The 26,011-nt window shown below is 63.9% G+C and carries 23 protein-coding genes and 1 tRNA gene; 18 read left to right on the top strand and 6 right to left on the bottom strand.

The window, feature by feature from the left end; genetic code table 11:
- Positions 1-370 (top strand): M10 family metallopeptidase C-terminal domain-containing protein (locus LG661_RS16235; RefSeq protein WP_230532927.1); only part of this gene is annotated, 370 nt, incomplete at its 5' end.
- Positions 371-662: 292 nt separating this feature from the next.
- Here the strand turns inward: LG661_RS16235 and LG661_RS16230 are convergent.
- Entirely contained in the window at positions 663-1,319 is a 657-nt protein-coding gene (locus LG661_RS16230) for an alpha/beta hydrolase (protein ID WP_230532926.1), read from the bottom strand.
- A gap of 235 nt (positions 1,320-1,554) precedes the next feature.
- Here LG661_RS16230 and LG661_RS16225 point away from each other — a divergent pair, with 235 nt between their 5' ends.
- The 9 genes from LG661_RS16225 to LG661_RS16185 all read left to right on the top strand — a co-directional run bounded on the left by LG661_RS16225 (position 1,555) and on the right by LG661_RS16185 (position 10,507).
- Positions 1,555-2,727 carry a cysteine desulfurase family protein gene (locus LG661_RS16225; RefSeq protein WP_230532925.1) on the top strand — a complete coding sequence of 391 codons (1,173 nt, stop codon included), beginning with the start codon at positions 1,555-1,557 and terminating at the stop codon, positions 2,725-2,727.
- 72 nt (positions 2,728-2,799) lie between these two features.
- Positions 2,800-4,272, top strand: coding sequence for a Fe-S cluster assembly protein SufB (gene sufB, locus LG661_RS16220; RefSeq protein WP_230532924.1), 1,473 nt, complete (start codon positions 2,800-2,802; stop codon positions 4,270-4,272).
- Positions 4,273-4,414: 142 nt separating this feature from the next.
- Positions 4,415-5,167, top strand: coding sequence for a Fe-S cluster assembly ATPase SufC (gene sufC, locus LG661_RS16215; protein WP_230532923.1), 753 nt, complete (start codon positions 4,415-4,417; stop codon positions 5,165-5,167).
- Between the two features lies 1 nt (position 5,168).
- Positions 5,169-6,482, top strand: coding sequence for a Fe-S cluster assembly protein SufD (gene sufD, locus LG661_RS16210; RefSeq protein ID WP_230532922.1), 1,314 nt, complete (start codon positions 5,169-5,171; stop codon positions 6,480-6,482).
- Positions 6,483-6,602: 120 nt separating this feature from the next.
- Positions 6,603-7,838, top strand: a complete 1,236-nt coding sequence (locus LG661_RS16205; RefSeq protein WP_230532921.1) for a cysteine desulfurase — start codon at positions 6,603-6,605, stop codon at positions 7,836-7,838.
- Between the two features lie 85 nt (positions 7,839-7,923).
- The gene (locus LG661_RS16200) at positions 7,924-8,220 is read left to right on the top strand and encodes an SUF system Fe-S cluster assembly protein (protein WP_246408183.1); all 297 of its coding nucleotides are present in this window, start codon (positions 7,924-7,926) and stop codon (positions 8,218-8,220) included.
- A 165-nt stretch (positions 8,221-8,385) separates the two neighbouring features.
- Positions 8,386-9,606, top strand: a complete 1,221-nt coding sequence (locus LG661_RS16195; RefSeq protein ID WP_230532920.1) for an FAD-dependent oxidoreductase — start codon at positions 8,386-8,388, stop codon at positions 9,604-9,606.
- Between the two features lie 130 nt (positions 9,607-9,736).
- The gene (locus LG661_RS16190) at positions 9,737-10,117 is read left to right on the top strand and encodes a HesB/IscA family protein (protein WP_230532919.1); all 381 of its coding nucleotides are present in this window, start codon (positions 9,737-9,739) and stop codon (positions 10,115-10,117) included.
- A 3-nt stretch (positions 10,118-10,120) separates the two neighbouring features.
- On the top strand, positions 10,121-10,507 hold the full coding sequence (locus LG661_RS16185) for a TfoX/Sxy family protein (protein ID WP_230532918.1): 387 nt from the start codon (positions 10,121-10,123) through the stop codon (positions 10,505-10,507).
- On the opposite strand, the gene LG661_RS16180 is transcribed toward LG661_RS16185, so the two are convergent.
- Positions 10,500-11,978 carry a DEAD/DEAH box helicase gene (locus LG661_RS16180; RefSeq protein WP_230532917.1) on the bottom strand — a complete coding sequence of 493 codons (1,479 nt, stop codon included), beginning with the start codon at positions 11,976-11,978 and terminating at the stop codon, positions 10,500-10,502. The genes LG661_RS16185 and LG661_RS16180 overlap by 8 nt on opposite strands.
- A gap of 164 nt (positions 11,979-12,142) precedes the next feature.
- Between LG661_RS16180 and LG661_RS16175 the strand changes: the two genes are divergently transcribed.
- Both LG661_RS16175 and LG661_RS16170 read left to right on the top strand, forming a co-directional pair.
- On the top strand, positions 12,143-12,841 hold the full coding sequence (locus LG661_RS16175; RefSeq protein WP_230532916.1) for an alpha/beta fold hydrolase: 699 nt from the start codon (positions 12,143-12,145) through the stop codon (positions 12,839-12,841).
- A 118-nt stretch (positions 12,842-12,959) separates the two neighbouring features.
- Positions 12,960-13,598: an outer membrane protein gene (locus LG661_RS16170; RefSeq protein WP_230532915.1), complete on the top strand. Its 639-nt coding sequence runs from the start codon at positions 12,960-12,962 to the stop codon at positions 13,596-13,598.
- Positions 13,599-13,862: 264 nt separating this feature from the next.
- On the opposite strand, the gene LG661_RS16165 is transcribed toward LG661_RS16170, so the two are convergent.
- The 3 genes from LG661_RS16165 to LG661_RS16155 all read right to left on the bottom strand — a co-directional run bounded on the left by LG661_RS16165 (position 13,863) and on the right by LG661_RS16155 (position 16,343).
- Positions 13,863-14,222: a DUF1236 domain-containing protein gene (locus LG661_RS16165; protein WP_230532914.1), complete on the bottom strand. Its 360-nt coding sequence runs from the start codon at positions 14,220-14,222 to the stop codon at positions 13,863-13,865.
- A gap of 307 nt (positions 14,223-14,529) precedes the next feature.
- Positions 14,530-15,939, bottom strand: coding sequence for a type I glutamate--ammonia ligase (gene glnA, locus LG661_RS16160; RefSeq protein WP_230532913.1), 1,410 nt, complete (start codon positions 15,937-15,939; stop codon positions 14,530-14,532).
- 65 nt (positions 15,940-16,004) lie between these two features.
- A complete protein-coding gene (locus LG661_RS16155; protein WP_091134474.1) occupies positions 16,005-16,343 on the bottom strand; it encodes a P-II family nitrogen regulator in 339 nt (112 codons plus the stop codon).
- Positions 16,344-16,520: 177 nt separating this feature from the next.
- Between LG661_RS16155 and LG661_RS16150 the strand changes: the two genes are divergently transcribed.
- Complete coding sequence (locus LG661_RS16150) at positions 16,521-18,008, top strand: NAD(P)H-hydrate dehydratase (protein WP_230532912.1); 1,488 nt, start codon at positions 16,521-16,523, stop codon at positions 18,006-18,008.
- Here the strand turns inward: LG661_RS16150 and LG661_RS16145 are convergent.
- Positions 18,001-19,347 carry a multicopper oxidase family protein gene (locus tag LG661_RS16145; RefSeq protein WP_407666730.1) on the bottom strand — a complete coding sequence of 449 codons (1,347 nt, stop codon included), beginning with the start codon at positions 19,345-19,347 and terminating at the stop codon, positions 18,001-18,003. The genes LG661_RS16150 and LG661_RS16145 overlap by 8 nt on opposite strands.
- Before the next feature lie 172 nt (positions 19,348-19,519).
- Here LG661_RS16145 and LG661_RS16140 point away from each other — a divergent pair.
- The 5 genes from LG661_RS16140 to lon all read left to right on the top strand — a co-directional run bounded on the left by LG661_RS16140 (position 19,520) and on the right by lon (position 25,987).
- Positions 19,520-19,604 (top strand) — tRNA-Leu (locus tag LG661_RS16140).
- 113 nt (positions 19,605-19,717) lie between these two features.
- Positions 19,718-21,124 (top strand): trigger factor, encoded by a 1,407-nt coding sequence (gene tig, locus LG661_RS16135; protein ID WP_230532931.1) that lies wholly within the window; start codon positions 19,718-19,720, stop codon positions 21,122-21,124.
- 78 nt (positions 21,125-21,202) lie between these two features.
- Positions 21,203-21,835 carry an ATP-dependent Clp protease proteolytic subunit gene (locus LG661_RS16130; RefSeq protein ID WP_230532910.1) on the top strand — a complete coding sequence of 211 codons (633 nt, stop codon included), beginning with the start codon at positions 21,203-21,205 and terminating at the stop codon, positions 21,833-21,835.
- A 223-nt stretch (positions 21,836-22,058) separates the two neighbouring features.
- The gene (clpX, locus tag LG661_RS16125; protein WP_230532909.1) at positions 22,059-23,327 is read left to right on the top strand and encodes an ATP-dependent Clp protease ATP-binding subunit ClpX; all 1,269 of its coding nucleotides are present in this window, start codon (positions 22,059-22,061) and stop codon (positions 23,325-23,327) included.
- 230 nt (positions 23,328-23,557) lie between these two features.
- Complete coding sequence (lon, locus tag LG661_RS16120; protein WP_230532908.1) at positions 23,558-25,987, top strand: endopeptidase La; 2,430 nt, start codon at positions 23,558-23,560, stop codon at positions 25,985-25,987.
- The last annotated feature ends 24 nt before the right edge of the window (positions 25,988-26,011 follow it).

The raw sequence follows: 26,011 nt of genomic DNA, 5'->3' as shown, positions 1-26,011 counted from the left end.
TACGATCGTCGGCGGCCAGGGCTCTGACTGGCTGATTGGTGGCACAGGTAGAGATATATTCTGGTTCGATGTCGATGCTCCCCTAGGTGCCGGCAACGTGGACACAATTGAGGACTTCGCAACCGGAGAGGATAAGTTCCAGCTCAGCCGTAGCGTCTTCACCAACGCGTCGGGCGGGACCTACATCGACAGCTGGTCGTTTGCGGTCGGTTCGGCCGCGACCTCCTCATCGCACCGCATCGTCTACAATCAGGCAACCGGTGATCTGTTCTACGATGCGGACGGATCCGGAGCTGCTGCGGCCCAGGTAAAGTTTGCTGCGGTCACGGCGGGATCGACCCTCAACTGGACGCATTTCCTGCTCGTCTAGGACAGTAAGAATCTCAGGTGGTGGAGGAGCCAGTGGATGACCACCGGCTCTTCTTTTTTGGAAGGCTTCGATCCCTCAGGCTTCGATGACAGCTACTCCGAGACCGGGCGACTTGGTCAGTCGTTGCTTGCGGCGCATGGGCAAAAGAAATTGCCGCTTCCATGGATGGGAGCGGCGCCGGCATCAGCTTTCGGGGTCCGGATTATAAGGGCAGGCGAAAAGCTTTCGCCTCGTCCGGCAGATTGCAAAGAAGAGGAAATCCCCGATCCGGGCCTGTTGGACCGGCCCGGCCTCAAGCCGCCTGTTCGCTGTCGCCCAGGCGCTTGTCGAGGTATTTGTCCACGGCCACCATCAGTTCGTCGACCCTGCCGTCGAAGAAATGGTTGGCGCCCTCGACCACCGCGTGCTCGAGCTTCACGCCCTTCTGGGTCTTCACCTTTTCGATGACGCTGATCACGTCCTTGACCGGAGCCACGCGATCCTCCGAGCCGTGCACGAAGAGGCCGGAGGACGGGCAGGGGGCGAGGAACGAGAAGTCGTAGCGGTTCGCCATGGCGGCGATCGAGATGAAGCCCTCGATCTCCGGGCGGCGCATGAGGAGCTGCATGCCGATCCAGGCGCCGAAGGAAACGCCGGCGATCCAGCAGGCGCGGGCATCCGGGTTCATGGCCTGGGCCCAGTCGAGCGCGGCGGCCGCATCCGACAATTCGCCCTGGCCGTGGTCGAAGGCGCCCTGGCTGCGGCCGACGCCGCGGAAATTGAAGCGCAGGACCGAGAAGCCGCGGTTCACGAAGTCATAATAGAGGTTGTACACGATCTGGTTGTTCATCGTGCCGCCGAACTGCGGGTGCGGGTGCAGGATGATGGCGATGGGAGCACCCTTCTGCTTCGCAGGCTGGTAGCGCCCCTCGATGCGACCGGCGGGACCCGTGAAAATGACTTCAGGCATGAACGCGAACCTCTTGCTCACCTCTCCGTCGGGAGAGGGAAAACCCCGAATGCCTTGACTTCCGGCTCCGGATTCTTCAAAAAAGGGGCCTTAGAATAGTTCTAAGTTGCACCTTTGTTACATTTGCTCTGCGCCGGAACGGCCCCAGGGCAAACCTGGCATGATGTGGTTGCGGTGCTTTAGCACGGCAACCAGGGGCAATTGCAAGAATTTCGTGAGGCTTGGGACGGCAGCCATGGCATCGGGCCAGCGCATCTACCTCGACCACAACGCCACCTCGCCGGTCAGGCCCGAGGCGGCGGAGGCGGTCGCGCGCGCCCTGCAACTGCCCGGCAACCCCTCCTCGGTCCATGCCGAGGGCCGCGCCGCGCGCGCCGAGCTCGAGGGCGCACGGGAAAAGGTGGCGAGGCTCGTCGGAGCCAGGGCCAAGAACGTCGTTTTCACGAGCGGCGGGACGGAGGCTGCGAACTTGGTGCTGACGCCCTCGTTCCGCCGCCTCGGACAGGCTGGGACGGTGCGGCTTCTCGTCGGCGCAGCGGAGCATCCCTGTGTGCTCAATGGCCACCGTTTTCCGTCGGAGAAGGTTTCGGCGATTCCCGTCGACGCCCGCGGCGTCCTTGATGTGGACTGGCTCGAAGCCCACCTGAAAGGGGCCGGGGAGGAGCGGGTCCTAGTCTCCGTTCAGCTTGCCAACAACGAGACAGGCGTCCTGCAGCCGGTTGCCGAGATCGCCGCCCTGGTTCATGAGCATGGCGGCCTCGTCTACACGGACGCCGTCCAGGCGGCCGGCAAGGTCCCGGTGGACATCGCCGCCCTCGGCGTCGATGTGCTGACCCTGTCGGCCCACAAATTCGGCGGGCCGAAAGGAATAGGGGCGGTTGTCTTCGCTTCCGACCAGTTCGAGATCGCGGACCGGCTCGTCCGGGGCGGCGGCCAGGAGAAGGGCCACCGGGCCGGCACCGAGAACGTTGCCGCCATCGCGGGCTTCGGAACGGCCGCCGAGATCGCGCAGGCCAACCTGACCCGCGAGGCCGGGCGTCTGAGTTCCCTGCGGGACGAGGCCGAGGCGCATCTGCGCCGGGTCGCGCCCGAGGCGCTTGTTGTGGGCGCGCAAGCTGAGCGGTTGCCTAATACCTTCGCCTTTGCCATACCCGGCCTCAAGGCCGAGACGGCATTGATCGCCTTCGATCTGGCGGGGGTGGCCCTGTCCTCGGGTTCGGCCTGCTCGTCCGGAAAGGTCAGGCGGTCGCATGTGCTCGACGCCATGGGCGTGGAGCCCGCCCTCGCAGAGGGCACTTTGCGTGTGAGTTTGGGGTGGACGACCACGAAAGAGGACGTGATCCGCTTTGCGGAAGCGTGCGAAAGGGTGGTCGGCACCTTATATAAGCGGAAGGCGAGCGCGGCCTGACTGAGTGGCCAGGCTTGCTTTTCATTGTCATCAACCCGCGGTCCTTGAAACCGTGAGAGGTGGGAGAGACAGATGCCTGCAGTGCAGGAGACGATCGACCAGGTCAGGTCGATTGACGTCGATCAGTACAAGTACGGCTTCGAGACCGAGGTCGAAATGGAGAAGGCTCCGAAGGGTCTCTCCGAGGATGTGATCCGCTTCATCTCGGCCAAGAAGGGCGAGCCCGAGTGGATGCTCCAGTGGCGCCTCGACGCCTACAAGCGCTGGCTCACCATGAAGGAGCCGAACTGGGCGCGCGTGTCGTACGACAAGATCGACTACAACGACATCTATTACTACGCCGCGCCGAAGAAGAACCCGGCGCCGAAGTCCCTCGACGAGGTGGACCCGGAGATTGTCAGGACCTACGAGAAGCTCGGCATTCCGCTCCGCGAGCAGGAGATCCTGGCCGGCGTCGAGCCGCGCAACCGGGTCGCCGTGGACGCGGTGTTCGATTCCGTGTCGGTCGCCACGACCTTCAAGGAGGAGCTGAAGAAGGCCGGCGTGATCTTCATGCCGATCTCAGAGGCGATCCGGGAATATCCCGAGCTCGTTAAGCAGTATCTCGGCTCGGTCGTGCCGGTGACGGACAACTACTTCGCGACGCTGAACTCGGCCGTGTTCACGGACGGCTCGTTCGTCTATGTGCCGCCGGGCGTACGCTGCCCGATGGAGCTGTCGACCTACTTCCGCATCAACGAGAAGAACACGGGCCAGTTCGAACGCACCCTCATCATCGCGGACAAGGGTTCGTACGTCTCGTATCTCGAGGGCTGCACGGCCCCGAAGCGCGACGAGAACCAGCTGCACGCCGCGGTGGTCGAGCTGGTGGCGCTCGACGATGCCGAGATCAAGTACTCGACGGTCCAGAACTGGTATCCGGGCGACGCTCAGGGCAAGGGCGGCATCTACAACTTCGTGACAAAGCGCGGCGATTGCCGGGGCAAGAACTCGGTCATCACCTGGACACAGGTCGAGACGGGCTCCGCCATCACCTGGAAGTATCCGTCCTGCATCCTGCGCGGCGACAATTCCCGCGGCGAGTTCTACTCGATCGCGGTGTCGAACGGTATGCAGCAGGTCGATTCCGGCACCAAGATGATCCATCTGGGCAAGAACACCACGAGCCGGATCATTTCGAAGGGCATCGCGGCGGGCAAGTCCGACAACACCTATCGCGGCCTTGTCTCCGCCCATCGCAAGGCGACCGGCGCACGCAATTTTACGAACTGCGACTCGCTGCTCATCGGCAACGAGTGTGGCGCGCATACGGTGCCGTATATCGAGTCGAAGAACGCCAGCGCCGTGTTCGAGCACGAGGCGACGACATCGAAGATCTCCGAAGATCAGATGTTCTACTGCCAGCAGCGCGGCCTCTCGGAAGAGGAGGCGACGGCGCTGATCGTGAACGGCTTCGTGAAGGACGTGCTGCAGCAGCTCCCCATGGAGTTCGCCGTCGAGGCGCAGAAGCTGATCTCGATCTCGCTGGAAGGCTCGGTCGGTTAATCGCAACTTAGCCCCTCGTCCTGAGGAGCCGCCAAAGGCGGCGTCACGAGGGACGAGGGGCGTCTCGCTGAAATCATCAATCATCCTTCGAGGCGGCGCGCAGAGGCGTGCTCCTCAGGATGACAGTTTTAGGAAAATCACCATGCTCGAAATCAAGAACCTGCATGTCCAGATCGAGGACAAGCGCATTCTCAACGGTCTCAACCTCACCGTGAACAAGGGCGAGATCGCCGCCATCATGGGCCCCAACGGCTCGGGCAAGTCGACCCTGTCCTACGTGCTTGCCGGCAAGGAGGACTACGAAGTCCTCGACGGCGAGATCCTGCTCGATGGCGAAAACCTGCTGGAGATGGAGCCGGACGAGCGTGCGGCTGTGGGCGTGTTCCTGGCCTTCCAGTATCCGCTGGAGATCCCCGGCGTCGCCTCGATGACGTTCCTCAAGGCCACCCTCAACGCCCAGCGGAAGGCCCGCGGCGAGGAGGAACTGTCGACCCCGGACTTCATCAAGCGCGTGAACGCCGCCGCCCAGCAGCTCGAGATCCCGAAGGACATGCTCAAGCGCGCCCTCAATGTCGGCTTCTCCGGCGGCGAGAAGAAGCGCATGGAGATCCTACAGATGGCGCTGCTGCAGCCATCCTTCTGCATCCTGGACGAGACCGATTCCGGCCTCGACATCGACGCGCTGCGCATCGTGTCCGAGGGCGTGAACGCTCTGCGCTCGCCCGACCGCGCCTTCCTCGTCATCACGCACTATCAGCGCCTGCTCAACCACATCGTGCCCGACACCGTGCACGTGATGCACAGCGGCCGCATCGTGAAGTCGGGCGGCAAGGAGCTCGCGCTCGAGCTCGAAGCGAGCGGCTATGCCGAATACCGCACAGGCGAGGCCGCGTAACATGGCCGACGTCACTCTCATGAAGACGCCGGCCGAGACCGCGCTGGCGCAGGCTTTCGAGAGCGCGAAGACCCTGTTGCCGGGCAACGTGGAATCGCGCGCTCAGGCCTTCGAGCTCTTCTCGGCGCGCGGGCTGCCGCACCGCCGGGTGGAGGAGTTCAAGTACACGGACCTGCGCGCCTTCCTGCGCGAGGCCGCACCCTTCGCCGTCGCGCCCTCGTCCAAGGAGGCCGCGGCGGCTTTGGAGAATGCCAAGGCGCTCGCAGGCGTCGAGGCTCTGCAGGTGCCGTTCGTGAACGGCCACTTCGTGCGCGATGCGGTGGATTTCAAAAGCCTGCCGGAAGGCATCGAGATCGTCCCCCTCGGCGAAGCCCTGGCCGACAACCATGATTGGCTCGCCAGGCTCAGCCCCGTTCCGTGGGCGAGCGACAACCCGGTCTACCAGCTCAACACCTCCTTCATGGCCGACGGCGTCATGATCCGCGTGGTGGGCGAGGTCACGGCGCCGCTCCATCTGCGCTTCGTCACGGCGGCAGAGTCGGCGGTTGCCACTGCGACCCGCGTGCTGGTGCTGGTCGAGGACGGCGCTTCCGTCACGCTGCTTGAAAGCCACGAGAGCACCGACGGCGCGAACCATCAGCCGAACGACGTGGTGGAGCTGATCGCGGGCGACGGCACGAAGGTTCAGCACGTGCGCGTCAATGCCGAGGGTGACAAGGCTCTGGCCCTGTCCACCATGGCGATAAAGGTCGGCGCGGATGCCGCCTTCAACAGCATCAACGTGGTGACCGGCGCGGCCGTGTCCCGCCATCAGGTATTTGCAGTCCTGAACGGCGAGAACACGAACCTGCGGGTCAACGGCGCGACGATGCTGAAGGGCTCGCAGCATGGCGACTCCACGCTCGTCGTCGAGCATGCCGCCCCGCAATGCGAGAGCCGCGAGCTGTTCAAGACCATCATCGACGGCGAGGCGACGGGCGTGTTCCAGGGCAAGATCATCGTGCCCCACCACGCCCAGAAGACCGACGGCCGTATGATGTCGGCGGCGGTCCTCCTCGGTGAGGGCGGCGCCATGAACAACAAGCCGGAACTCGAAATCTTCGCCGACGACGTGCAGTGCGCCCACGGCGCGACCTGCGGTCAGCTCGACGAGGACCTCCTGTTCTACCTCATGGCGCGCGGCCTGCCGAAGAAGGAGGCCGAAAGCCTTCTGGTCCAGGCGTTCCTCGGCGAGGCTGTCGAGTTCGTCGAGAACGAGGCGGCCCGCGAGGCGCTGGTTGCCACGGTCGAGGGCTGGCTGAAGGCTCGGGGCTGAACACTCCAATACGTCATGGCCGGGCCTGTCCCGGCCATCTCAATCCGAAAAGCCGGGCTTCAGTTCGTCGGGATCGCCGGCACAAGGCCGGCGAAAGGCGGGAGAGGGGAGCAAGAGGCGATGAACATGCAAGTGAAGCCTTACGACATCGAGGCCGTCCGGGCCGAGTTTCCGATCCTGTCCCAGCAGGTCTACGGCAAGCCGCTCGTCTATCTCGACAATGCCGCTTCGGCCCAGAAGCCGCGCGCGGTGATTGAGGCCATGGTGAACACCATGGAGACGGGGTACGCCAATGTTCATCGCGGCCTGCACTACATGGCCAACATGGCGACCGAAGGCTTCGAGCGGGCGCGCGAGACCGTGCGGACATTCCTGAACGCGGAATCCGTGGATGAGATCGTCTTCACCAAGTCCGCGACGGAAGCCTACAACCTCGTGGCGGATTCCTTCGGCCGCATGAATATCGGGGAGGGGGACGAGATCATTCTCTCCATCATGGAGCATCACTCCAATATCGTGCCTTGGCACCTCCTGCGAGAGCGCAAGGGCGCGGTCATCAAATGGGCGCCGGTGGACGATGAGGGCAATTTCCTCGTGGAGGAGTTCGAGAAGCTCTTCTCGCCGCGCACCAAGATCGTCGCCATCACGCATATGTCGAACGTGCTGGGCACCGTGACGCCGATGAAGGAGATCATCCGCATCGCCCGCGCCCACGGCGTGCCGGTGCTGGTGGATGGGGCACAGGGGGCCGTGCATCTCGACGTGGACGTGCGCGACCTCGATGCCGATTTCTATGTGTTCACCGGCCATAAGGTCTATGGGCCGACAGGCATCGGCGTGCTCTACGGCAAGCGCCAGTGGCTCGAGAAGATGCCGCCTTACCAGGGCGGCGGCGAGATGATCCGCGAGGTCCGCCAGGACGCGATCACCTACAACGACCCGCCGCACCGGTTTGAGGCGGGCACGCCTGCCATCATCGAGGCCATCGGCCTGGGAGCTGCGCTGGAATTCATGATGAAGCTCGGCCGGGAGAACATCCGGGCCCATGAGGAGGCTCTGTCGCAATACGCCCATGAGCGCCTGCGGGGCATGAACTCGCTGCGTATCATCGGGCAGGCCAGGGGCAAGGGTGCGATCATCGCCTTCGAGATGAAGGGCGCCCATGCCCACGATATCGCCACCGTCATCGACCGGCAGGGCGTGGCGGTTCGGGCGGGAACCCATTGCGCCATGCCGCTGCTGGAGCGCTTCGGTGCGACCTCGACCTGCCGGGCCTCCTTTGGCCTCTACAACACCATGGAAGAAGTCGATAAACTGGCGGACGCCTTGCAAAAGGCCGAAGCCCTGTTTGCGTGAGGATTGACCTGTGAACGACCTATCTCCAACCAATGCGCCGCAGGCTTCCCCCGGCTCGGCCATTCCGCCGGAAGAGCTCGACCGGATGACGGATGACATCATTGCGGCCTTGAAGACGGTCTACGATCCCGAGATCCCGTCCGACATCTACGAGCTCGGCCTGATCTACCGGGTGGATATCGACGATGACCGTAACGTCACCATCGACATGACTCTGACCGCCCCGGGCTGCCCCGTTGCCGGCGAAATGCCGGGCTGGGTGGAGAACGCCGTCTCCACGGTTCAGGGGGTGCAGAGCGTGAAGGTCAACATGGTCTTCGACCCGCCGTGGGACCAGAGCCGCATGTCCGATGAGGCGCGGGTCGCGCTGGACATGTGGTGAGTTCACCGACGGTTCGCTAATCCATTTTCTCATGCGTCATGGCCGGGCTCGTCCCGGCCATCGTCGTTCGGGCGCCTCATGGACGGAAGAGGCCGAGCACAGCCGGATCTGTGCTAAGCTTCCCCAGCCCGGCCGTTTGCGCCCGGTGTCCGAAGGAGGCCAAGCATGGATGCGCCTCAAGCCCCCGAAACCCTCCATGTCCGCTGCTGCATCGTCGGTGGCGGGCCTGCGGGGATGATGCTCGGGCTTCTGCTGGCTCGTCAGGGCGTCGAAGTCCTGGTTCTCGAAAAGCACGCCGATTTCCTGCGGGATTTTCGCGGGGACACCATTCACCCATCGACCCTCGAGGTCGTGCACGAGCTCGGATGGCTCGACGACTTTCTCTCCCGGCCGCATCAGGAGACGAAGACCGTCAGCCTCGCCGTCGGAGGCGAGACCCTGACCCTCGGCGACTTCTCGCACCTGCCCACGCGCTGCAAATTCATCGCCTTCATGCCGCAATGGGACTTTCTCGATTTCCTCGCCGATCACGCCCGCGAGTACGCGGAATTCCGGCTCCGAATGCAGGCGGAGGTGATGGACGTGATCGAGGAACAGGGCAGGGTGGCTGGCGTTCGGGTTTCCACGGCCGAAGGTCCCCTCGAAGTGCGAGCCGATCTCGTGGTCGCGGCCGATGGCAGGCGGTCCGTGGTTCGCGAGAAGGCGGGCCTCAAGATCCTGGATATCGGCGCACCGATGGATGTGCTCTGGATGCGGGTCTCCAAGCGGTCGGACGATCCAAGCCAGTTGCTCGGACGGATCGAGGCCGGGCGGATGCTGGTCATGATCGACCGGGGCGAATACTGGCAGTGCGCCTATCTCATCCCGAAGGGCTCGCTGGAGCGGCTCAAGCAGGAAGGCCTGCCGGCGTTCCGGTCGAAGCTTGCGGGCCTCGCTCCCTTCCTCGGTGAACGTGTCGAGGAGCTTCAGTCCTGGGACGACATCAGGCTCCTCACCGTCGCGGTCGATCGGCTGAAGCAATGGTTCAAGCCAGGCCTTCTGTGCATTGGCGATGCGGCCCATGCCATGTCGCCGGTCGGCGGAGTGGGGATTAATCTCGCGATCCAGGACGCAGTAGCCACCGCCAACATTCTCGGGATGCCGCTGAAGCTTGGCCCTGTGGGTCCGGAGGAGCTGGCGCGCGTGCAGAGAAGGCGGGAGTGGCCCACCCGTATGACCCAAAGGCTGCAGGTACTGCTTCAGAATCGGATGATCGATCCCGTGCTGAACAGCCGAGGGCCGGTCTCAGCGCCCTGGCCCATCCGTATGCTGGCCCGATGGCCCCAGTTCCGGCGGATTCCCGCCCGCCTGATCGGCATCGGCTTCCGGCCGGAGCATCTGCGCTGAAGACGGTCCGGCCATCCCCCCTGCGAGCAACCCTCGCACGGTCTCGACGTTTTCCCTTTCACCTCTTATCTATGAGGAAATGAACTCGTTCTGCCCGGGCCTTGAACCCGGCTGTCAGGAGAGAAGGCTTATGGCTCTACCCGGCTTCAAGGTCGTGACCTTGACCGATGCGGCGGCAAACCGCGTCAAAGACATCATTTCCAAGGCCGACCGCCCCATCGTGGGCGTCCGCGTCGGCGTGAAGAACGGCGGCTGCGCCGGCATGTCCTACACCATGGAATATGCCGAAAGCGTCAATCCCCTGGACGAGGTGGTCGAGGACAAGGGCGTGACCTTGCTCATCGACCCAAAGGCGGTGCTGTTCCTGCTCGGCACGGAGATGGACTTCCAGACGACCAGGATGTCGTCCCAGTTCGTCTTCAACAATCCGAACCAGACCTCGGCCTGCGGCTGCGGCGAGTCGGTCGCCATCACGCCCGCCACGCCGGGCACCCTCCAGTCGGCGCAGTAAGCCATGGATGCCGAGGCCATTCGCGACGTCTTGCGCAACCTCGGCCCGGTTCACATCCGCAGAATGTTCGGCGGGCAGGGCGTCTACCAGGGCGAGCTGATGTTCGCCCTCGAAGCCTATGGCGAGCTCTATCTGAAGGTGGACGACGAAAGCATCGGGCTCTTTCGCGAGCGCGGCTCGCGCCCGTTCGTCTATGAGAGCCGTGATGGCCGCACCACGACCATAAGCTACTGGCTTATTCCCGAGTCAGCCCTGGACGACCCGGACGAAGCTGCGGAACTGGCCGGACTGGCTCTGGCCGCAGCACGCCGGGCGAAGGCTCCCAAGGCGCGGAGAACAGGGAAAACTACGCCGCGCCGGAAGGCGCGGGAGCCCGAATCCCTTACTTGACCTTCTTGACCGGGACCGGCCTCAGCAGGAAGGCCGGGACGTGATCGCCTAGGCCGACGACAGGCGCATCGGAATCGTTGTCGTGGCGGGAGCGGCGTCGGTTGTCCCGTTCCGGCTGCCTGTCCTGCCTATCCCTCTCCGGTTGCCTCTCCCGCTCGGGGCGCGGCTTCCGAGAAGGCTGCTCATCACGCTCACGCAGGGCAGGTGCTTCTGCCTTAGGCTCGTCCGAACCGCTCCGGCGAACCTTGACCTTGCGGCCGCGAGAGCGCTCCTCCCTGCCTTCGCCACGTCCTTCACCGCGTCCGCCACGGCGGCGCGAGGCCCCCTCGGACGCCGGCCGCTCGGCTAGGCTCGGGCCTTCCCACGGAATGGGCTGCCCGATCAGCTTCTCGATGGCGGCCAGGGACTTCTCGTCGCCCGGTCCGACGAGCGTGAACGCAGCGCCGCTCCGCCCGGCGCGGCCCGTACGGCCGATCCGGTGAACGTAATCCTCCGCATGGTGAGGCACGTCGTAATTGAACACATGGCTCACCGCAGGGATGTCGAGGCCGCGAGCCGCAACGTCGCTGGCCACGAGAAGGGGCATCTCGCCTGAGCGGAAGCTATCGAGCGCCGCCATACGGGCGTGCTGGTCCATGTCGCCATGGAGGGCAACGGCCGCGAATCCGTGCTTCTGCAGGGAGCGGTGAAGAACGGCCACGTCGCGCTTGCGGTTGCAGAACACGATGGCGTTCTGGAGGTCCGTGGCGCTGCGGATCAACTCGCGAAGAGTTGCGCGCTTCTCGAAATCCTGGGAGCCTGTTGCAACCAGGCGCTGCGTGATCGTCGTCGCGGTCGATGCTGCGCGGGCGACCTCGACCTTGACCGGATTATGCAGGAAGGCGTCCGCCAGGCGCTGGATCTCCGGCGGCATGGTCGCGGAGAAGAAGAGGGTCTGGCGGGTGAACGGCACGAGCTTCACGATGCGCTCGATATCCGGGATGAAGCCCATGTCGAGCATCCGGTCGGCCTCGTCGATGACGAGAAGCTCGACGCCGGTGAGCAGGAGCTTGCCGCGCTCGAAATGGTCGAGCAGGCGGCCCGGGGTCGCGATCAGGACATCGACGCCCCGGGTGATCTTGGCATCCTGGTCGCCGAAGGAGACGCCGCCGATGAGGAGCGCCACCGAGAGCCGGTGATTGATGCCGTACTTGTCGAAGTTGTCCTCGACCTGGGCGGCGAGTTCGCGCGTCGGCTCGAGAATCAGGGTGCGCGGCATCCGCGCCCTGGCCCGGCCGGTCTCCAGCAGGGTCAGCATGGGCAGCGTAAAGGCGGCCGTCTTGCCCGTTCCGGTCTGGGCGATGCCCAGCACGTCGCGGCGCGCAAGCACGTGGGGGATCGCCTGCGCCTGGATCGGCGTCGGCTCCGTGTAGCCTGCGGCGGCGACGGCCTGTTGAACTTTATCGCTAAGTCCGAGTTCAGCGAACGACATGAATACAAGTACCGTTGTGGGCTGGGCGCGCTCTTAAGTGCCGGCCGCTCTCAACGGCAACAAACAGGCGCGGAACTGGTTTCACCCGAGATTTGGCTCAAGCCAAGGTGCGGCGGGACCATAGGACATGCTATGCGCTTGTCAATCCAAAGGAAAAAGCCGCAATGGCCGAGACGCTCGTTTTTGTACCCGGACTGGCCTGCACATCCCGCCTCTTCAAGCCGCAAATCGCGGCCCTTTCGGATGGCCGCACGATTCTCGTGGCGGAAAACCGTCGGGACGATTCGATTCGGGGAATCGCCGCCAGGCTCCTGAGCGAGGCGCCCGAGCGGTTCTCCCTGGCGGGTCTCTCCATGGGCGGCTACGTGGCTCTGGAGGTCGTGCGCCAAGCCCCGGAGCGGGTGGAGCGCCTTGCCCTTCTCGATACCAGCGCCCGGCCGGATTCCGTGGAGGCGAGTCAGGACCGCGAACGGCTGATCGCGCTGGCGGAAGCCGGTCGGTCCGAGGATATCGTCTCAAGGCTCTGGCCGCGTCTCGTTCATTCCGAGAATCAGTCCAACGGGGCCCTGAAAGGCATCATGACCGAAATGATGCGGGAAACGGGCGTGGAGGCTTATATCCGACAGCAGCGCGCCATCATGGCCCGCACCGATTCCCGCCCCATGCTGCCCGGCATCGAGATCCCGACGCTTGTACTGGTGGGGGAGGCGGATGCGATCACGCCGCCCGAGATCGCCCGGGAAATGGCGGAAATGATCGAATGGGCCTCTCTCGTCGTCGTGCCGGGGGCAGGGCACATGTCGAGTCTTGAGCAGCCTGAGCGGGTCACACAGGCGTTGCGCCTGTGGCTGCAGCGGCGCTGAGCCGGGTACATAGGGTGCGCCAGAACACGGTGCCGTAAGGCTGTTGCAGGAAAGCTACAGACGTTGGGGAAGGGCTCGCTTATAAGCTTGGCCGCACTCCTCAACTTGGAATGACACAATGAAAAAGATTCTTCTCTCCTCGGTTGCTCTCCTGGGCTTCACGGCTGGCGCCATGGCCGCCGACCTTCCGTCCCGCGTCGCTCCGGTTCCGGTCGTCGCTGCCGCTCCGATCTTCACCTGGACCGGCTTCTACGTCGGTGTGAACGCCGGCTACGGCTGGAACGCCAACGACAACATCGTCATCAACGGCGTGGTCTACGACCTCGACAGCGATGGCGGCTTCCTGGGCGGCGCTCAGGCCGGCTTCAACTACCAGATGGGCTCGTTCGTCGTCGGTCTCGAGGGCGACATCCAGTGGGTCGACCTCGGTGACGATGATCGCTACAACACCGTGCTCGGCTACTACGACCGCGGCTCGGACGACTGGTTCAGCACGGTTCGTGCCCGCGCCGGTGTGGCCTTCGACCGCGCTCTCATCTACGCCACCGGCGGCTTTGCCTTCACGGACGGCAACAGCGGCTGGACCCTCGGCGGCGGTATCGAGTACGCCTTCACCAACAACCTGACGGCCAAGGTCGAAGGCCTCTACGTCAACCTCGACGGCGACAACGACCGTTTCGGCGTTGTCGGCTACGACAACGACCTCGAGTTCGGCCTCGTCCGCGCCGGCCTGAACTTCAAGTTCGGCACCTACTAAGATCCGTCGCATCTGCGACAGGGAAGGCCCGGGGAAACCNCCTCGACGGCGACAACGACCGTTTCGGCGTTGTCGGCTACGACAACGACCTCGAGTTCGGCCTCGTCCGCGCCGGCCTGAACTTCAAGTTCGGCACCTACTAAGATCCGTCGCATCTGCGACAGGGAAGGCCCGGGGAAACCCGGGCCTTTTTGTTTTGCCGGTTCTGAAACGAAAAGCCGCCCCGGAGACCGGGGCGGCTTCCCGTAAAGAGGAACTGGTCGCTTACTCGATGATCGTCACGACCTTGCGCGACTGCGGGTCGACCAGCACCACGTTTCCATCATGCACGAAATAGCGGTGGCCCTTCACGTTCGGGACCTCGGACACGACCGTCTCCGGAACTGTCTGCAGCTCCATGTTCTGCGGAACCGTCCAGCCCACGGTGACATCCTCCTGAACGGTAACAGGCGCCGTGCTGCCCAGCTGCTGGCGGATGACCGTGCGCTTCTCAGGAGCAATGGTGATCGAGCCGGTGGTCTCGGCCTGGGTCGTCGTCGTGGTGGTCGTTGTCGAGGTCTGGGCACTCACGGGAGCAGCGGCCAGCAGACCGAGGGTTGCGGTCGCAATCATCAGCTTCTTCATGACTTACCTCCTCAAGGGGGTCTCGTATCCAGCCCTTTCACGTCGGGGCGGCAACGCGGGAGGTTCGAAAGGCGTTCCAGCTTGGCCGGCTTATTGTCCTCAAATATGCCTAAACTCTTGAATTAAAATAAAAAAGCCGGAGCCCGAAAGCTCCGGCGGAAGTGGGCTGCAAATTCTGCAACCGGGAGGAAAGTCTTCGTTCCCGCTTAGTGCCCGTTTGAAAATAGGCGCCTACCCCAACATGCAGGGAGAGCGGCCGATCCGGTGCGCTAAATGTTGTGCCATCGGGCAATTCTCAAACGGGCTCTTAGCAGGAATAGTACATCTGGAACTCGACCGGATGCGGAGTCATCTCGAAGCGGGCGACCTCGGTCATCTTCAGCTCGATGTAGCTGTCGATGAAGTCGTCGTTGAACACGCCGCCAGCCTTGAGGAACGCCCGGTCCTTGTCGAGACTGGCGAGAGCTTCGCGGAGCGAGCCGCAGACGGTCGGGATCTTCTTCAGCTCGCGCGGCGGCAGATCATAGAGATCCTTGTCCATCGCCTGGCCGGGATCGATCTTGTTCAGGATGCCGTCGAGACCGGCCATCAGCATCGCGGCGAAGGCGAGGTACGGATTGGCGGTCGGATCCGGGAAGCGGACCTCGACGCGCTTGGCCTTCGGCGAGGTCGTCCACGGAATGCGGCAGGAGGCGGAGCGGTTACGGGCCGAATAGGCCAGCAGAACCGGAGCCTCGTAGCCCGGGACGAGACGCTTGTAGGAGTTCGTCGACGGGTTGGTGAAGGCGTTCAGCGCCTTTGCGTGCTTGATGATGCCGCCGATGTACCACAGGCACTCCTGGGAGAGGTCGGCATACTTGTTGCCGGCGAAGAGGGGCTTGCCGCCCTTCCACAGGGACTGGTGCACGTGCATGCCCGAGCCGTTGTCGCCATAGACCGGCTTCGGCATGAAGGTGGCCGTCTTGCCGTAGGACTGGGCGACGTTGTGGATGCAATACTTGTAGATCTGCATCTCGTCGGCGGTGCGCACGAGGGTGTTGAACTTCGTTCCGAGCTCGTGCTGGGCGGAAGCCACCTCGTGGTGGTGCTTCTCGACCGTCACGCCCATGGCCTTCATGGCGGCAAGCATTTCGCTGCGCATGTCCTGCGCGGAATCCAGCGGAGGAACCGGGAAATAGCCGCCCTTCGTCTGGATGCGGTGGCCGAGGTTGCCGCCCTCGTAAGCCGTGTCGCCATTGATCGGTAGTTCCGAGGCGTCGAGCTTGAAGCCGGTGTTGTAGGGATCGGCCGAGAACCGGACGTCGTCGAACACGAAGAACTCGGCCTCGGGGCCTACATAGACGGTGTCGGCGATGCCGGTGGACTTGAGGAAGGCTTCGGCCTTCTTGGCAATGCCGCGCGGGTCGCGGTTGTAGGGCTCGCCGGTGGCCGGCTCCAGAATGTCGCAGTTGATCGACATGGTCGATGCCGAGAAGAACGGGTCCATCTGGGCCGTCGTCGGGTCGGGCATGAGGGTCATGTCGGATTCGTTGATCGCCTTCCAGCCGGCGATGGACGAACCGTCGAACATGATGCCGTCGGCGAACAGGTCCTCGTCGACCATGGACACGTCGAAGGTGACGTGCTGCCACTTGCCGCGCGGATCCGTGAAACGGAAGTCGACGTACTGAACGTCGGTATCCTTGATCGCCTTGAGAACATCCTTGGCGGTCTGCATGGTCTAGTCCTCTTCTGCCCTTGAGAGATTGCCTTGGCTTCAGGCCTTGGTCGGAGAAGGCGAGCTTAGATCGCGTCGGATCCGGTCTCGCCCGTGCGGATGCGGACGGCCTCTTCGACCGTCGACACGAAAATCTTGCCGTCGCCGATGCGGCCCGTCTGGGCCGCCTTGCGGATGGCCTCGATGGCGCTCTCGACCAGATCGTCGTTGAGGACGATCTCGAGCTTCACCTTCGGCAGGAAGTCGACGACATATTCGGCGCCACGATACAGTTCGGTGTGGCCCTTCTGGCGACCGAAACCCTTGGCCTCGATGACGGTGATGCCCTGGAGGCCGACCTCCTGGAGAGCTTCTTTGACTTCATCGAGCTTGAAAGGCTTGATGATGGCTTCAATCTTCTTCATCCGGATCAACCGTTTCGGTTCGTGACTTGCCGCTTTTAGCACCAGCACAGGATGCCTTCCACGGAGTCATCTCCTTAAAACGTGCGGTTTTGCCCCGTTCGTGGGCATAACATGATCAAAGTTTGTGCAGTTGCGGAAATCGTCGCCAATTCCCGAAAATGAGGCCATTCTGCCCCCATGACAGCCCCTGAACTGGTCCTGACCCCTGCCGAAATGAGGCGCGCCGATGCCGAAGTCATCGCCGGCGGCGTTCCGGGCATCGAACTCATGCGGCGGGCAGGACGCGCCGTCGCGGATTGTGCCGAAAAATTAGTCGCTTCGGGCAGCCAGATCCTGGTGGCGGCAGGACCGGGACAGAACGGCGGGGACGGGTTCGTCGCCGCCGCTCTTCTCAGCGAGCGGGGCTATCATGTCAGGCTCGGGCTATTGGGCGCCCTGGACCGTCTGACCGGGGATGCGGCCACCGCCGCCGAGGACTGGACGGGCGAGACCGGTCCTGTGGAGAATGCTCCCTTTCAAGAGGCCGATCTCATCATCGATGCCCTGTTCGGCACGGGACTCGCCCGCGATCTCGATGGCGCGGCGCGGCTGACAGTGGAGCGCATGAATGCGTCGGGCAGGCCGGTTCTCGCGGTCGACCTCCCGTCGGGCATCGACGGCGGCACGGGCGAGGTGAGGGGGCTTGCCGTCAAGACCACCCGCACGGTCACCTTCGCCGCGCGCAAGCCCTGCCACCTCCTGATGCCTGGGCGGGCCATGAGCGGAGCGGTCGACGTCGCGGGTATCGGGATCAGCCGGGACATTCTGGAGGCCTGCGGCGGGAGGCTCTTCGCGAATGCGCCGGCCCTTTGGCAACATGACCTCCCTCGGCCCAATCTCGCCTCCCACAAATATGACCGTGGGCACACCCTGGTCGCGTCGGGTGGAGCGACGCGGACGGGTGCGGCGCGGCTCGCAGCCCGGGCTGCCCTCAGGATCGGCTCCGGCCTCGTGACGGTCGCCTCGCCTCCGGAGGCGCTGGGCGTCAATGCGGCCCACCTCACCGCAATCATGCTGCGCGGATGCGACGGGCCCGAGGGGCTGCACCACATACTCAAGGACGAGCGCTTCAACTCCCTGGTGCTCGGCCCCGCGCTCGGAGTTCATTCGGAGACCCGCGCCATGGTGGCCGTGGCCGCGCAGGCCCGGCGCAGCCTCGTGCTCGATGCGGATGCGCTCACGTCCTTCGAGGGAATGGCGACCGAACTGCATCAGGCCTTCCAGAACGCGCCCACGGTTCTCACGCCCCATGGCGGAGAGTTCGCCCGCCTGTTCAAGGACCATCCGGACATCCTTGATCCGCCTTCGAAAATCGACAGGGCGCGCCGCGCCGCATTCTACACAGGAGCGGTGATCGTGCTCAAAGGCTCGGACACTGTAATCGCGGCTCCCGACGGCCGGGCGGCCATCAACGAAAACGGGACGCCCTATCTCGCAACAGCCGGTTCGGGCGACACCCTCTGCGGGATCATCGCAGGCCTCATGGCCCAGAATCTGCCTGCTTTCGAGGCCGCCTGTGCGGGCGTCTGGATCCATGCGGAGTCGGGGGCGAGCTTCGGGCCCGGCCTCATCGCCGAAGACTTGGCCGATCTCCTACCGGGCATCCTGCGGAGGCTGCTCAGCTGACCTCGATCCAGGTCCAAAGACCCGTGTCGAACCGTTCCATGATGGTTGAGGCGAGGAGCCATCGGCCGGGATTGTCCGCGACGAAGGCGATCCGAACGGTCCTGTTCTCTCCTACCTGCACGGTGTCGAGGAAGTAGGGTTCCCAGCCGTCGTCGAGGGGATGCAGAAGCCGGAAGGCGTGACCGTGAAGGTGCATCACCTGTGTGAGCGGCGTCCGATTCGTGAGCGCCAGCACGATGGGGCACCCGCGCTTCACGCGGATCAGGGGCGAAGCCGAGGGGCTTCCAGGCGCTCCATTGATCGCCCATGGGACATTCGGCTCTCGTGGATCGCCCGTGATGACGACGTCCTTTCGGGTCGCGTCCTGGAGGCGGATGACCTCGGGCAATCTCGGGTTCGGTGAGAGCCGGGCGACAGCGGGCAGGGCGGGGTGTCTGTCGCCCGAAGCGACGATCTCGACCAGGGGCAAGCCCTCGCCGATCAGGGCCATGACCGCGCCTTTCGCGCCAGCCTCGGAGGGCAGGTCGAGGAGGACGTCGTAGCGGCTGCCGGGCGCAAAGGGCAGGGAGGCCTGAAACGGTTCGAAGCTTCCGGCCGGCTGCCCGTCGACGGCGATGACGGAGGCCTTGAGTCCGTCGAGGCGCAGGCGCATGGACCGGGCATTGCAGGCATTCGCGAGCCGTAATCGTACGCGGCCGCCGGGGCGAGCCTCCACCCGCTGCGGTGCGGATTGGCCGTTGACGCTGAGCCAGCTTCCGAGCCTGCCCGCAGGAGCCGCCTCCGAGGAGGGCTCAAAGGACGCAAGGGAGCCGTCCTCCTTGAGCAGCCAGTCATCCACCAGCACGGCTACGTCCTGGTCCGCCGGCGGCGGCTCCGTCTCCTCGACGATGAGGAGGGCCGAGAGGCCGCGCTCCATCGGCTCTGCGCTGCCGCCCAGAACGCAGGGTCGGACCAGGAATGTCCCGGAATCCGGCGGTGTGAAGCGGTATCCGAAGCGTTCGCCGGGGAGGACGGGTTTTTGGGTGAAGCCGCCGACGCCATCCATGGCGTTTGGTCCATGAACTCCCTGAAAGTGCAGGGAAAGGGGCAGGGCGGTCTCATTAGCGAGGGCGAGGCGCAGCTCCTCCCCATGCCTGATGCGCAGGACGGGACCCAATACCCCGTCGAAGGTCCAGACCTCCGCCTCGGCGGTCGCATCGGGCCGCAGTCTCATCGGACTTGGCCTGGCGGTCAGGGTTCTGGGTTCCGCAGCTGCCGGTGAGGGCTGAGCCCACCCTGCACGCGGGAGACCGGTGAGGGTCGTAGCGAGGCCGGCGACGGCGGCGCGGCGGGTGATCATGGAACGGGCTCGTGCTGGCGCGGAAAGATGGTCGTTCGGGTACAGCCTTGAACGCGAACCGCCAAGTTTGGTTGCCATATTGGCGCACGCGAACTTTTTTGATGCACCTTGCGCCAGCCGTGCTATAGAGCCGCGTCCTGGACGGGGGCGCGCTTGCGCGCGCTACTTCTGCGCGGGCGTGGCGGAATTGGTAGACGCACTGGATTTAGGTTCCAGCGACGAAAGTTGTGGGGGTTCGAGTCCCTCCGCCCGCACCAATCCGTCAGGGTTGGCTATCCGGAGGCTCCTTGCGGCCTGGTTGACGGCAATCATGCCGCATCGGCCGGAGCCGGACATCAGATTTCTCGAGTGAATGAAGGCGAAGAATACTATGCAGGTGACGGAAACACTGTCCCAAGGCTTGAAGCGAGAGTTCAAGGTCGTGCTCCCGGCCACCGAGTTGGAGCAGCGCCTGAACGACGAACTGGCGACCCTGAAGGACCGCGTGCGGCTCAACGGCTTTCGCCCGGGCAAGGTGCCGGTCGGTCACCTGCGCCGGGTCTATGGCCGTTCGGTGATGGCCGATGTGGTCCAGAACGCCGTCAACGAGGCAAACCGCAAGATCGTCGAGGACAACGACCTGAAGCTCGCCAACGAGCCGCAGATCCAGTTTCCGGAGAGCAAGGACGAGGTCGAGAAGGCTATGGACGCCAAGGGCGATCTGGCCTTCACCGTGGCCCTCGAGGTCCTGCCGAATTTCGAGCTCGCCGACATCTCCGACGTGACGGTCAAGAAGCCCGTCGCCGAGGTCTCCGACGCCGAGGTTAATGAGTCGCTCGAGCGCATGGCCAAGCAGAACCGCTCCTTCGAGCCGAAGGACGGCGCGGCGGCCGAGGGCGACCGGGTGGTCGTGGACTTCGTGGGCCGCATCGACGGCACCGAGTTCGAGGGCGGCAAGGGCACGGACATCCGTGTGGAGCTCGGCTCCAACACCTTCATTCCGGGCTTCGAGGACCAGCTCGTCGGCCTGAAGGCCGGCGACACCAAGCTCGTGAAGGTCAAGTTCCCGGAGAACTACCTGGCGGATCACCTCGCCGGCAAGGACGCCGAGTTCGATGTGACCGTGAAGGAGGTCGAGGCTCCCGGTGAGCTGAAGATCGACGACGAGATGGCCAAGAACTTCGGCATGGAGTCCCTGGACAAGCTCAAGGACGCCATCCGCGACGCCATCAAGCGCGACTTCGACGCGCAGTCCCGCCGCAAGGTGAAGAAGGATCTTCTCGATTCGCTGGACGCCAAGTACAGCTTCGAGCTGCCTCCGAGCCTCGTCGAGCAGGAATTCTCGGCCGTGTGGGCGCAGGTTGAGGGCGACATGCGCTCGAACAACCGCACCTTCGAGGACGAGGGCACGACCGAGGAAGAGGCCAAGGCCGAATACCGCAGGATCGCCGAGCGTCGCGTGCGTCTCGGTTTGGTCCTTGCGCAGATCGGTGAGAAGTCCGATATCAAGATTTCCGACGATGAAGTCACCCAGGCTCTCATCGAGCGGGTCCGTCAGTATCCCGGCCAGGAACGGCAGGTCTGGGAGTTCTACCAGAAGAACCCGCAGGCTCTCGCTGAAATCCGGGCTCCCCTGTTCGAGGAAAAGGTCGTCGACCAGATCCTGTCTCAGGTGAAGGTCGTCGAAGAGTCGGTTTCCAAGGAAGCCCTCTTCAGCGACGATGAGGCCGAGGAGACCGATTCCGAGCCGAAGGCCGCGAAGGCCAAGGGCGGAAAGAAAGCCAGCAAGGGCGAGTAACGCCGGTTCAGGCGCCTCGCTGCTTGCATCATTTGGACGGCCGCGCGGGGGCGCGCCCGACTTTGGAGCAGTGAGACGATGAGAGATCCGGTAGAGCTCTATAACAGCACGCTCGTCCCGATGGTGGTCGAGCAATCAAATCGCGGTGAGCGTGCCTTCGACATCTATTCGCGCCTCCTGCGCGAACGGATTATCTTCCTCACCGGTCCGGTAGAGGATTATTCGGCCTCGCTGATCGTGGCACAGCTCCTGTTCCTCGAAGCCGAGAACCCGAAGAAGGAAATCTCCTTCTACATCAACTCGCCGGGCGGCGTGGTGACCTCCGGCCTGTCGATCTACGACACGATGCAGTTCATCCGCTGCCCGGTTTCGACCCTCTGCGTCGGACAGGCGGCCTCGATGGGCTCCCTGCTTCTGACGGCCGGCGAGAAGGGGATGCGCTTCGCCCTCCCCAACGCCCGCATCATGGTTCACCAGCCCTCGGGCGGCTATCAGGGCCAGGTGACCGATATCATGATCCACGCCCGCGAGAGCGAAGCCCTCAAGCGCCGGCTCAACGAGATCTATGTCGGCCATACCGGCCGGAACTACGAGGAGATCGAGCGGGCGCTCGAGCGCGATAACTTCATGACGGCCCAGGCCGCTCTGGAGTTCGGTCTCATCGACCAGGTCATTGAGAAGCGCCCCGAGCCGGCTGCGACCCCGACCTAACCCGGAAAAGCTGGGGACAAATTCCTCCCGGGTGCGTCCAATTGGCGTGTTATCCCGTTTCTGTTGATCACGCGCCTTCGGCGTGATTGCATATGGATTCGGGAGGCGAGGCAATTTGCGTTCAAATTCTTGGCGTCGGAACCTTTCATTAGCTCCGGCGCTCATAACTTAAGGAGTGCGGGGCCGGCAGGGGTCGGCCCAGGCACGGATTGGAGATGTGATAATGACCAAGGCTGGCGGCAACGACTCCAAGAGCACGCTGTACTGCTCCTTCTGCGGCAAGAGCCAGCATGAGGTTCGTAAGCTGATCGCTGGCCCGACGGTTTTCATCTGCGATGAATGCGTCGAGCTCTGCATGGACATCATCCGCGAGGAGTCGAAATCGTCTCTCGTGAAGTCCCGCGACGGGGTCCCGACCCCCAAGGAAATCAGCCGCGTACTTGACGACTACGTGATCGGCCAGGAGCACGCCAAGAAGGTGCTCTCGGTGGCGGTCCACAACCATTACAAGCGCCTGGCCCATGCGACGAAGCATAACGACGTCGAGCTGGCCAAGTCCAACATCCTGCTGATCGGGCCCACCGGCTCGGGCAAGACCCTGCTTGCGCAGACGCTGGCCCGGATCCTGGACGTGCCCTTCACCATGGCCGACGCCACGACCCTCACCGAGGCGGGCTATGTGGGCGAGGACGTGGAGAACATCATCCTCAAGCTGCTCCAGGCCTCCGACTACAATGTCGAGCGGGCGCAGCGCGGCATCGTCTATATCGACGAGATCGATAAGATCTCCCGCAAGTCGGACAATCCGTCGATCACCCGCGACGTGTCGGGCGAGGGCGTCCAGCAGGCGCTTCTGAAGATTATGGAGGGCACCGTGGCCTCCGTCCCGCCCCAGGGCGGCCGGAAGCATCCCCAGCAGGAGTTCCTGCAGGTGGACACCACGAACATCCTCTTCATCTGCGGCGGCGCCTTTGCGGGCCTCGAGCGGATCATCGCCGGGCGCGGCAAGGGCACTTCCATCGGCTTCGGCGCCTCCGTCAGCTCCCCTGACGACCGCCGGACGGGCGAGATCTTCCGTGAGGTCGAGCCCGAGGATCTGCTGAAGTTCGGCCTTATCCCCGAATTCGTGGGCCGTCTGCCTGTTTTGGCGACGCTCGAGGATCTGGACGAGGATGCCCTGAAGAAGATCCTCCAGGAGCCGAAGAACGCCCTGGTCAAGCAGTACCAGCGCCTCTTCGAGATGGAGAACGTGGCCCTGACCTTCCAGGAGGAGGCCCTGTCCATGATCGCCCGCAAGGCGATCGAGCGGAAAACCGGCGCCCGCGGCCTGCGCTCCATCATGGAAGGCATTCTGCTGGAGACTATGTACGACCTGCCCGGCCTCGATTCCGTCGAGCAGGTGGTCATCGGCCCCGAGGTGGTGGAGGGCAAGGCCAAGCCGCTCTTCATCCACGGCGACCGCAACGATCAGACGGCAAGCGCCAGCGCCTAAAAAGGGTGCCTGGAGCCTGCTTATGAAGCATTCCGTTGCGGGCAAAGTTCTTGAAAGGGCCTGCCCGCAACGCCACATTATCTCTTGCGTGGACGCCGTTCGCTCATCTCCCGAGGGAGGGCGCCACGTACCGGATGCAGCCATAACAAAAGCCTGAGCACTCCGGTTTCCCGTCCGAAGACCAGCTTATCCAAGGGGTACTCCGGACGCAGCCGAAAGGATGTCGTCTCATGACACAGTCGAAGCCACGTCAGCCTGTCGTCCCAGGCTCGACCGGAACCTACGCGGTTCTGCCTCTGCGCGACATTGTCGTCTTTCCGCATATGATCGTGCCGCTCTTCGTCGGCCGCGAAAAGTCGATCCGCGCGCTCGAGGAGGTGGTCAAGGGGGACCGTCACATTCTCCTGGCAACCCAGATCGATGCGACGGATGACGATCCGGCTACCGATGCGATCTACAAAGTCGGTACCCTAGCGAACGTTCTGCAGCTGCTGAAGCTGCCCGACGGCACCGTGAAGGTGCTGGTCGAGGGCGCGAGCCGCGCCCAGGTGAAGAGCTATACCCGTACCGACGAATACTACGAGGCCGAAGCTGAGGTGCTTCCGGACTCCCTCGGCGACCAGATCGAGGCCGAGGCGCTCGCCCGCTCCGTCGTGGCCGAGTTCGAGAATTACGTGAAGCTCAACAAGAAGGTCTCGCCGGAGGTCGTCTCCGCGGTGACCCAGATCGACGAGCCTGCGAAGCTTGCCGACACCATCGCTTCGCACCTCGCCGTCAAGATCGCCGACAAGCAGGCGATCCTTGAGACCCCGACAGTCGCTCAGCGGCTCGAGAAGGTCCTCGGCATGATGGAGAGCGAGATTTCGGTTCTCCAGGTGGAGAAGCGGATCCGCACCCGTGTGAAGCGTCAGATGGAGAAGACGCAGCGCGAGTACTACCTCAACGAGCAGATGAAGGCGATCCAGAAGGAGCTCGGCGACGACGAGGGTCGCGACGAGCTGGCCGAGCTCGAGGAGAAGATCGAGAAGACCAAGTTCACGAAGGAAGCCCGCGAGAAGGCACTGGGCGAGCTCAAGAAGCTCCGCCAGATGTCGCCCATGTCCGCGGAAGCGACCGTCGTGCGCAACTATCTCGACTGGCTGCTCGGGATCCCGTGGAACCGCCGCTCGAAGATGAAGAAGGACCTGAAGGCCGCCCAGGACGTCCTCGATTCCGATCACTACGGTCTCGAGAAGGTCAAGGAGCGCATCGTCGAGTACCTGGCCGTGCAGCAGCGCGCCAACAAGCTCACGGGTCCGATCCTCTGCCTCGTCGGCCCTCCCGGCGTGGGTAAGACGTCGCTCGGCAAGTCGATCGCCAAGGCCACGGGCCGTGAGTTCGTGCGCATGTCGCTCGGCGGCGTCCGTGACGAGTCGGAGATCCGCGGCCACCGCCGGACCTATATCGGCTCGATGCCCGGCAAGATCATCCAGTCGATGCGCAAGGCCAAGACGTCCAACCCGCTCATCCTGCTCGACGAGATCGACAAGATGGGCATGGACTTCCGCGGCGATCCGTCGGCGGCCCTGCTCGAGGTTCTCGACCCTGAGCAGAACGCGACCTTCAACGACCATTACCTAGAGGTCGACTACGACCTGTCCAACGTGATGTTCGTGACGACGGCCAACACGCTCAACATCCCCGGTCCGCTTCTCGACCGTATGGAGGTGATCCGCATCGCGGGTTACACCGAGGAAGAGAAGGCCGAGATTGCCCGCACGCACCTGATCCCGTCGTCCACGCAGAAGCATGGCTTGGCGGATAAGGAGTGGAAGATCGGCGATGACGCTCTGCTCATGCTGATCCGCCGCTACACCCGCGAGGCGGGCGTGCGTAACCTCGAGCGCGAGATCAACAATCTCGTCCGCAAGGCGGTGAAGGAGATCCTCATCTCCAAGGTGCCGTCGGTCGAGGTCACGACCGCCAACCTGCCTGACTTCCTCGGGCCGCCGCGCTACCGCTACGGCGAGGCCGAGACGGAGGACATGGTCGGCGCAGTCACAGGTCTCGCCTGGACCGAGGTCGGCGGCGAGTTGCTGACCATCGAAGGCATTATGATGCCGGGCAAGGGCAAGATGACCGTCACGGGCAACCTCCGGGACGTCATGAAGGAATCGATCTCGGCCGCGGCGTCCTATGTCCGCTCCCGGGCCGTCGGTTTCGGCGTCGAGCCGCCCCTGTTCGACCGTCGTGACATCCACGTGCACGTGCCGGAAGGCGCGACGCCCAAGGATGGTCCTTCTGCCGGCATTGCCATGGCGACCGCTATCGTCTCCGTCATCACGAGCATCCCGGTTCGCCGCGATATCGCCATGACGGGCGAGGTGACGCTGCGGGGTAGGGTGCTGCCCATCGGCGGCCTGAAGGAGAAGCTCCTGGCGGCGCTCCGCGGCGGCATCAAGAAGGTGCTGATCCCCGAGGAGAACGCCAAGGATCTGGTGGACATCCCGGCGAGCGTGAAGAACGGGCTCGAGATCGTCCCTGTCTCCACCATGGATCAGGTTCTCCAGCATGCGCTCGTGCGGACGCCGGAGCCCATAGAATGGGACGAGGCCGCGATGCTCGACGCCGCTAAGCGCAAGGGCGTTGAGGACGATTCGGTCGGGTTCGTCGCCCACTGATCTCGTCAAAGTTGACGTTACGAG

This window comes from Microvirga roseola (assembly GCF_020866965.1).
Classification (GTDB): domain Bacteria; phylum Pseudomonadota; class Alphaproteobacteria; order Rhizobiales; family Beijerinckiaceae; genus Microvirga; species Microvirga roseola.
Note: the sequence above shows the minus strand (reverse complement) of the source record. Positions and strands in the feature narration are given on the sequence as shown.

Excerpts from the sequence above, each read along its gene's own strand:
- LG661_RS16230 (WP_230532926.1), bottom strand. The coding sequence starts at position 1,319 with ATGCCTGAAGTCATTTTCACGGGTCCCGCCGGTCGCATCGAGGGGCGC.
- LG661_RS16225 (WP_230532925.1), top strand. The coding sequence starts at position 1,555 with ATGGCATCGGGCCAGCGCATCTACCTCGACCACAACGCCACCTCGCCG.
- sufB (WP_230532924.1), top strand. The coding sequence starts at position 2,800 with ATGCCTGCAGTGCAGGAGACGATCGACCAGGTCAGGTCGATTGACGTC.
- sufC (WP_230532923.1), top strand. The coding sequence starts at position 4,415 with ATGCTCGAAATCAAGAACCTGCATGTCCAGATCGAGGACAAGCGCATT.
- sufD (WP_230532922.1), top strand. The coding sequence starts at position 5,169 with ATGGCCGACGTCACTCTCATGAAGACGCCGGCCGAGACCGCGCTGGCG.
- LG661_RS16205 (WP_230532921.1), top strand. The coding sequence starts at position 6,603 with ATGAACATGCAAGTGAAGCCTTACGACATCGAGGCCGTCCGGGCCGAG.
- LG661_RS16200 (WP_246408183.1), top strand. The coding sequence starts at position 7,924 with ATGACGGATGACATCATTGCGGCCTTGAAGACGGTCTACGATCCCGAG.
- LG661_RS16195 (WP_230532920.1), top strand. The coding sequence starts at position 8,386 with ATGGATGCGCCTCAAGCCCCCGAAACCCTCCATGTCCGCTGCTGCATC.
- LG661_RS16190 (WP_230532919.1), top strand. The coding sequence starts at position 9,737 with ATGGCTCTACCCGGCTTCAAGGTCGTGACCTTGACCGATGCGGCGGCA.
- LG661_RS16185 (WP_230532918.1), top strand. The coding sequence starts at position 10,121 with ATGGATGCCGAGGCCATTCGCGACGTCTTGCGCAACCTCGGCCCGGTT.
- LG661_RS16180 (WP_230532917.1), bottom strand. The coding sequence starts at position 11,978 with ATGTCGTTCGCTGAACTCGGACTTAGCGATAAAGTTCAACAGGCCGTC.
- LG661_RS16175 (WP_230532916.1), top strand. The coding sequence starts at position 12,143 with ATGGCCGAGACGCTCGTTTTTGTACCCGGACTGGCCTGCACATCCCGC.
- LG661_RS16170 (WP_230532915.1), top strand. The coding sequence starts at position 12,960 with ATGAAAAAGATTCTTCTCTCCTCGGTTGCTCTCCTGGGCTTCACGGCT.
- LG661_RS16165 (WP_230532914.1), bottom strand. The coding sequence starts at position 14,222 with ATGAAGAAGCTGATGATTGCGACCGCAACCCTCGGTCTGCTGGCCGCT.
- glnA (WP_230532913.1), bottom strand. The coding sequence starts at position 15,939 with ATGCAGACCGCCAAGGATGTTCTCAAGGCGATCAAGGATACCGACGTT.
- LG661_RS16155 (WP_091134474.1), bottom strand. The coding sequence starts at position 16,343 with ATGAAGAAGATTGAAGCCATCATCAAGCCTTTCAAGCTCGATGAAGTC.
- LG661_RS16150 (WP_230532912.1), top strand. The coding sequence starts at position 16,521 with ATGACAGCCCCTGAACTGGTCCTGACCCCTGCCGAAATGAGGCGCGCC.
- LG661_RS16145 (WP_407666730.1), bottom strand. The coding sequence starts at position 19,347 with ATGATCACCCGCCGCGCCGCCGTCGCCGGCCTCGCTACGACCCTCACC.
- tig (WP_230532931.1), top strand. The coding sequence starts at position 19,718 with ATGCAGGTGACGGAAACACTGTCCCAAGGCTTGAAGCGAGAGTTCAAG.
- LG661_RS16130 (WP_230532910.1), top strand. The coding sequence starts at position 21,203 with ATGAGAGATCCGGTAGAGCTCTATAACAGCACGCTCGTCCCGATGGTG.
- clpX (WP_230532909.1), top strand. The coding sequence starts at position 22,059 with ATGACCAAGGCTGGCGGCAACGACTCCAAGAGCACGCTGTACTGCTCC.
- lon (WP_230532908.1), top strand. The coding sequence starts at position 23,558 with ATGACACAGTCGAAGCCACGTCAGCCTGTCGTCCCAGGCTCGACCGGA.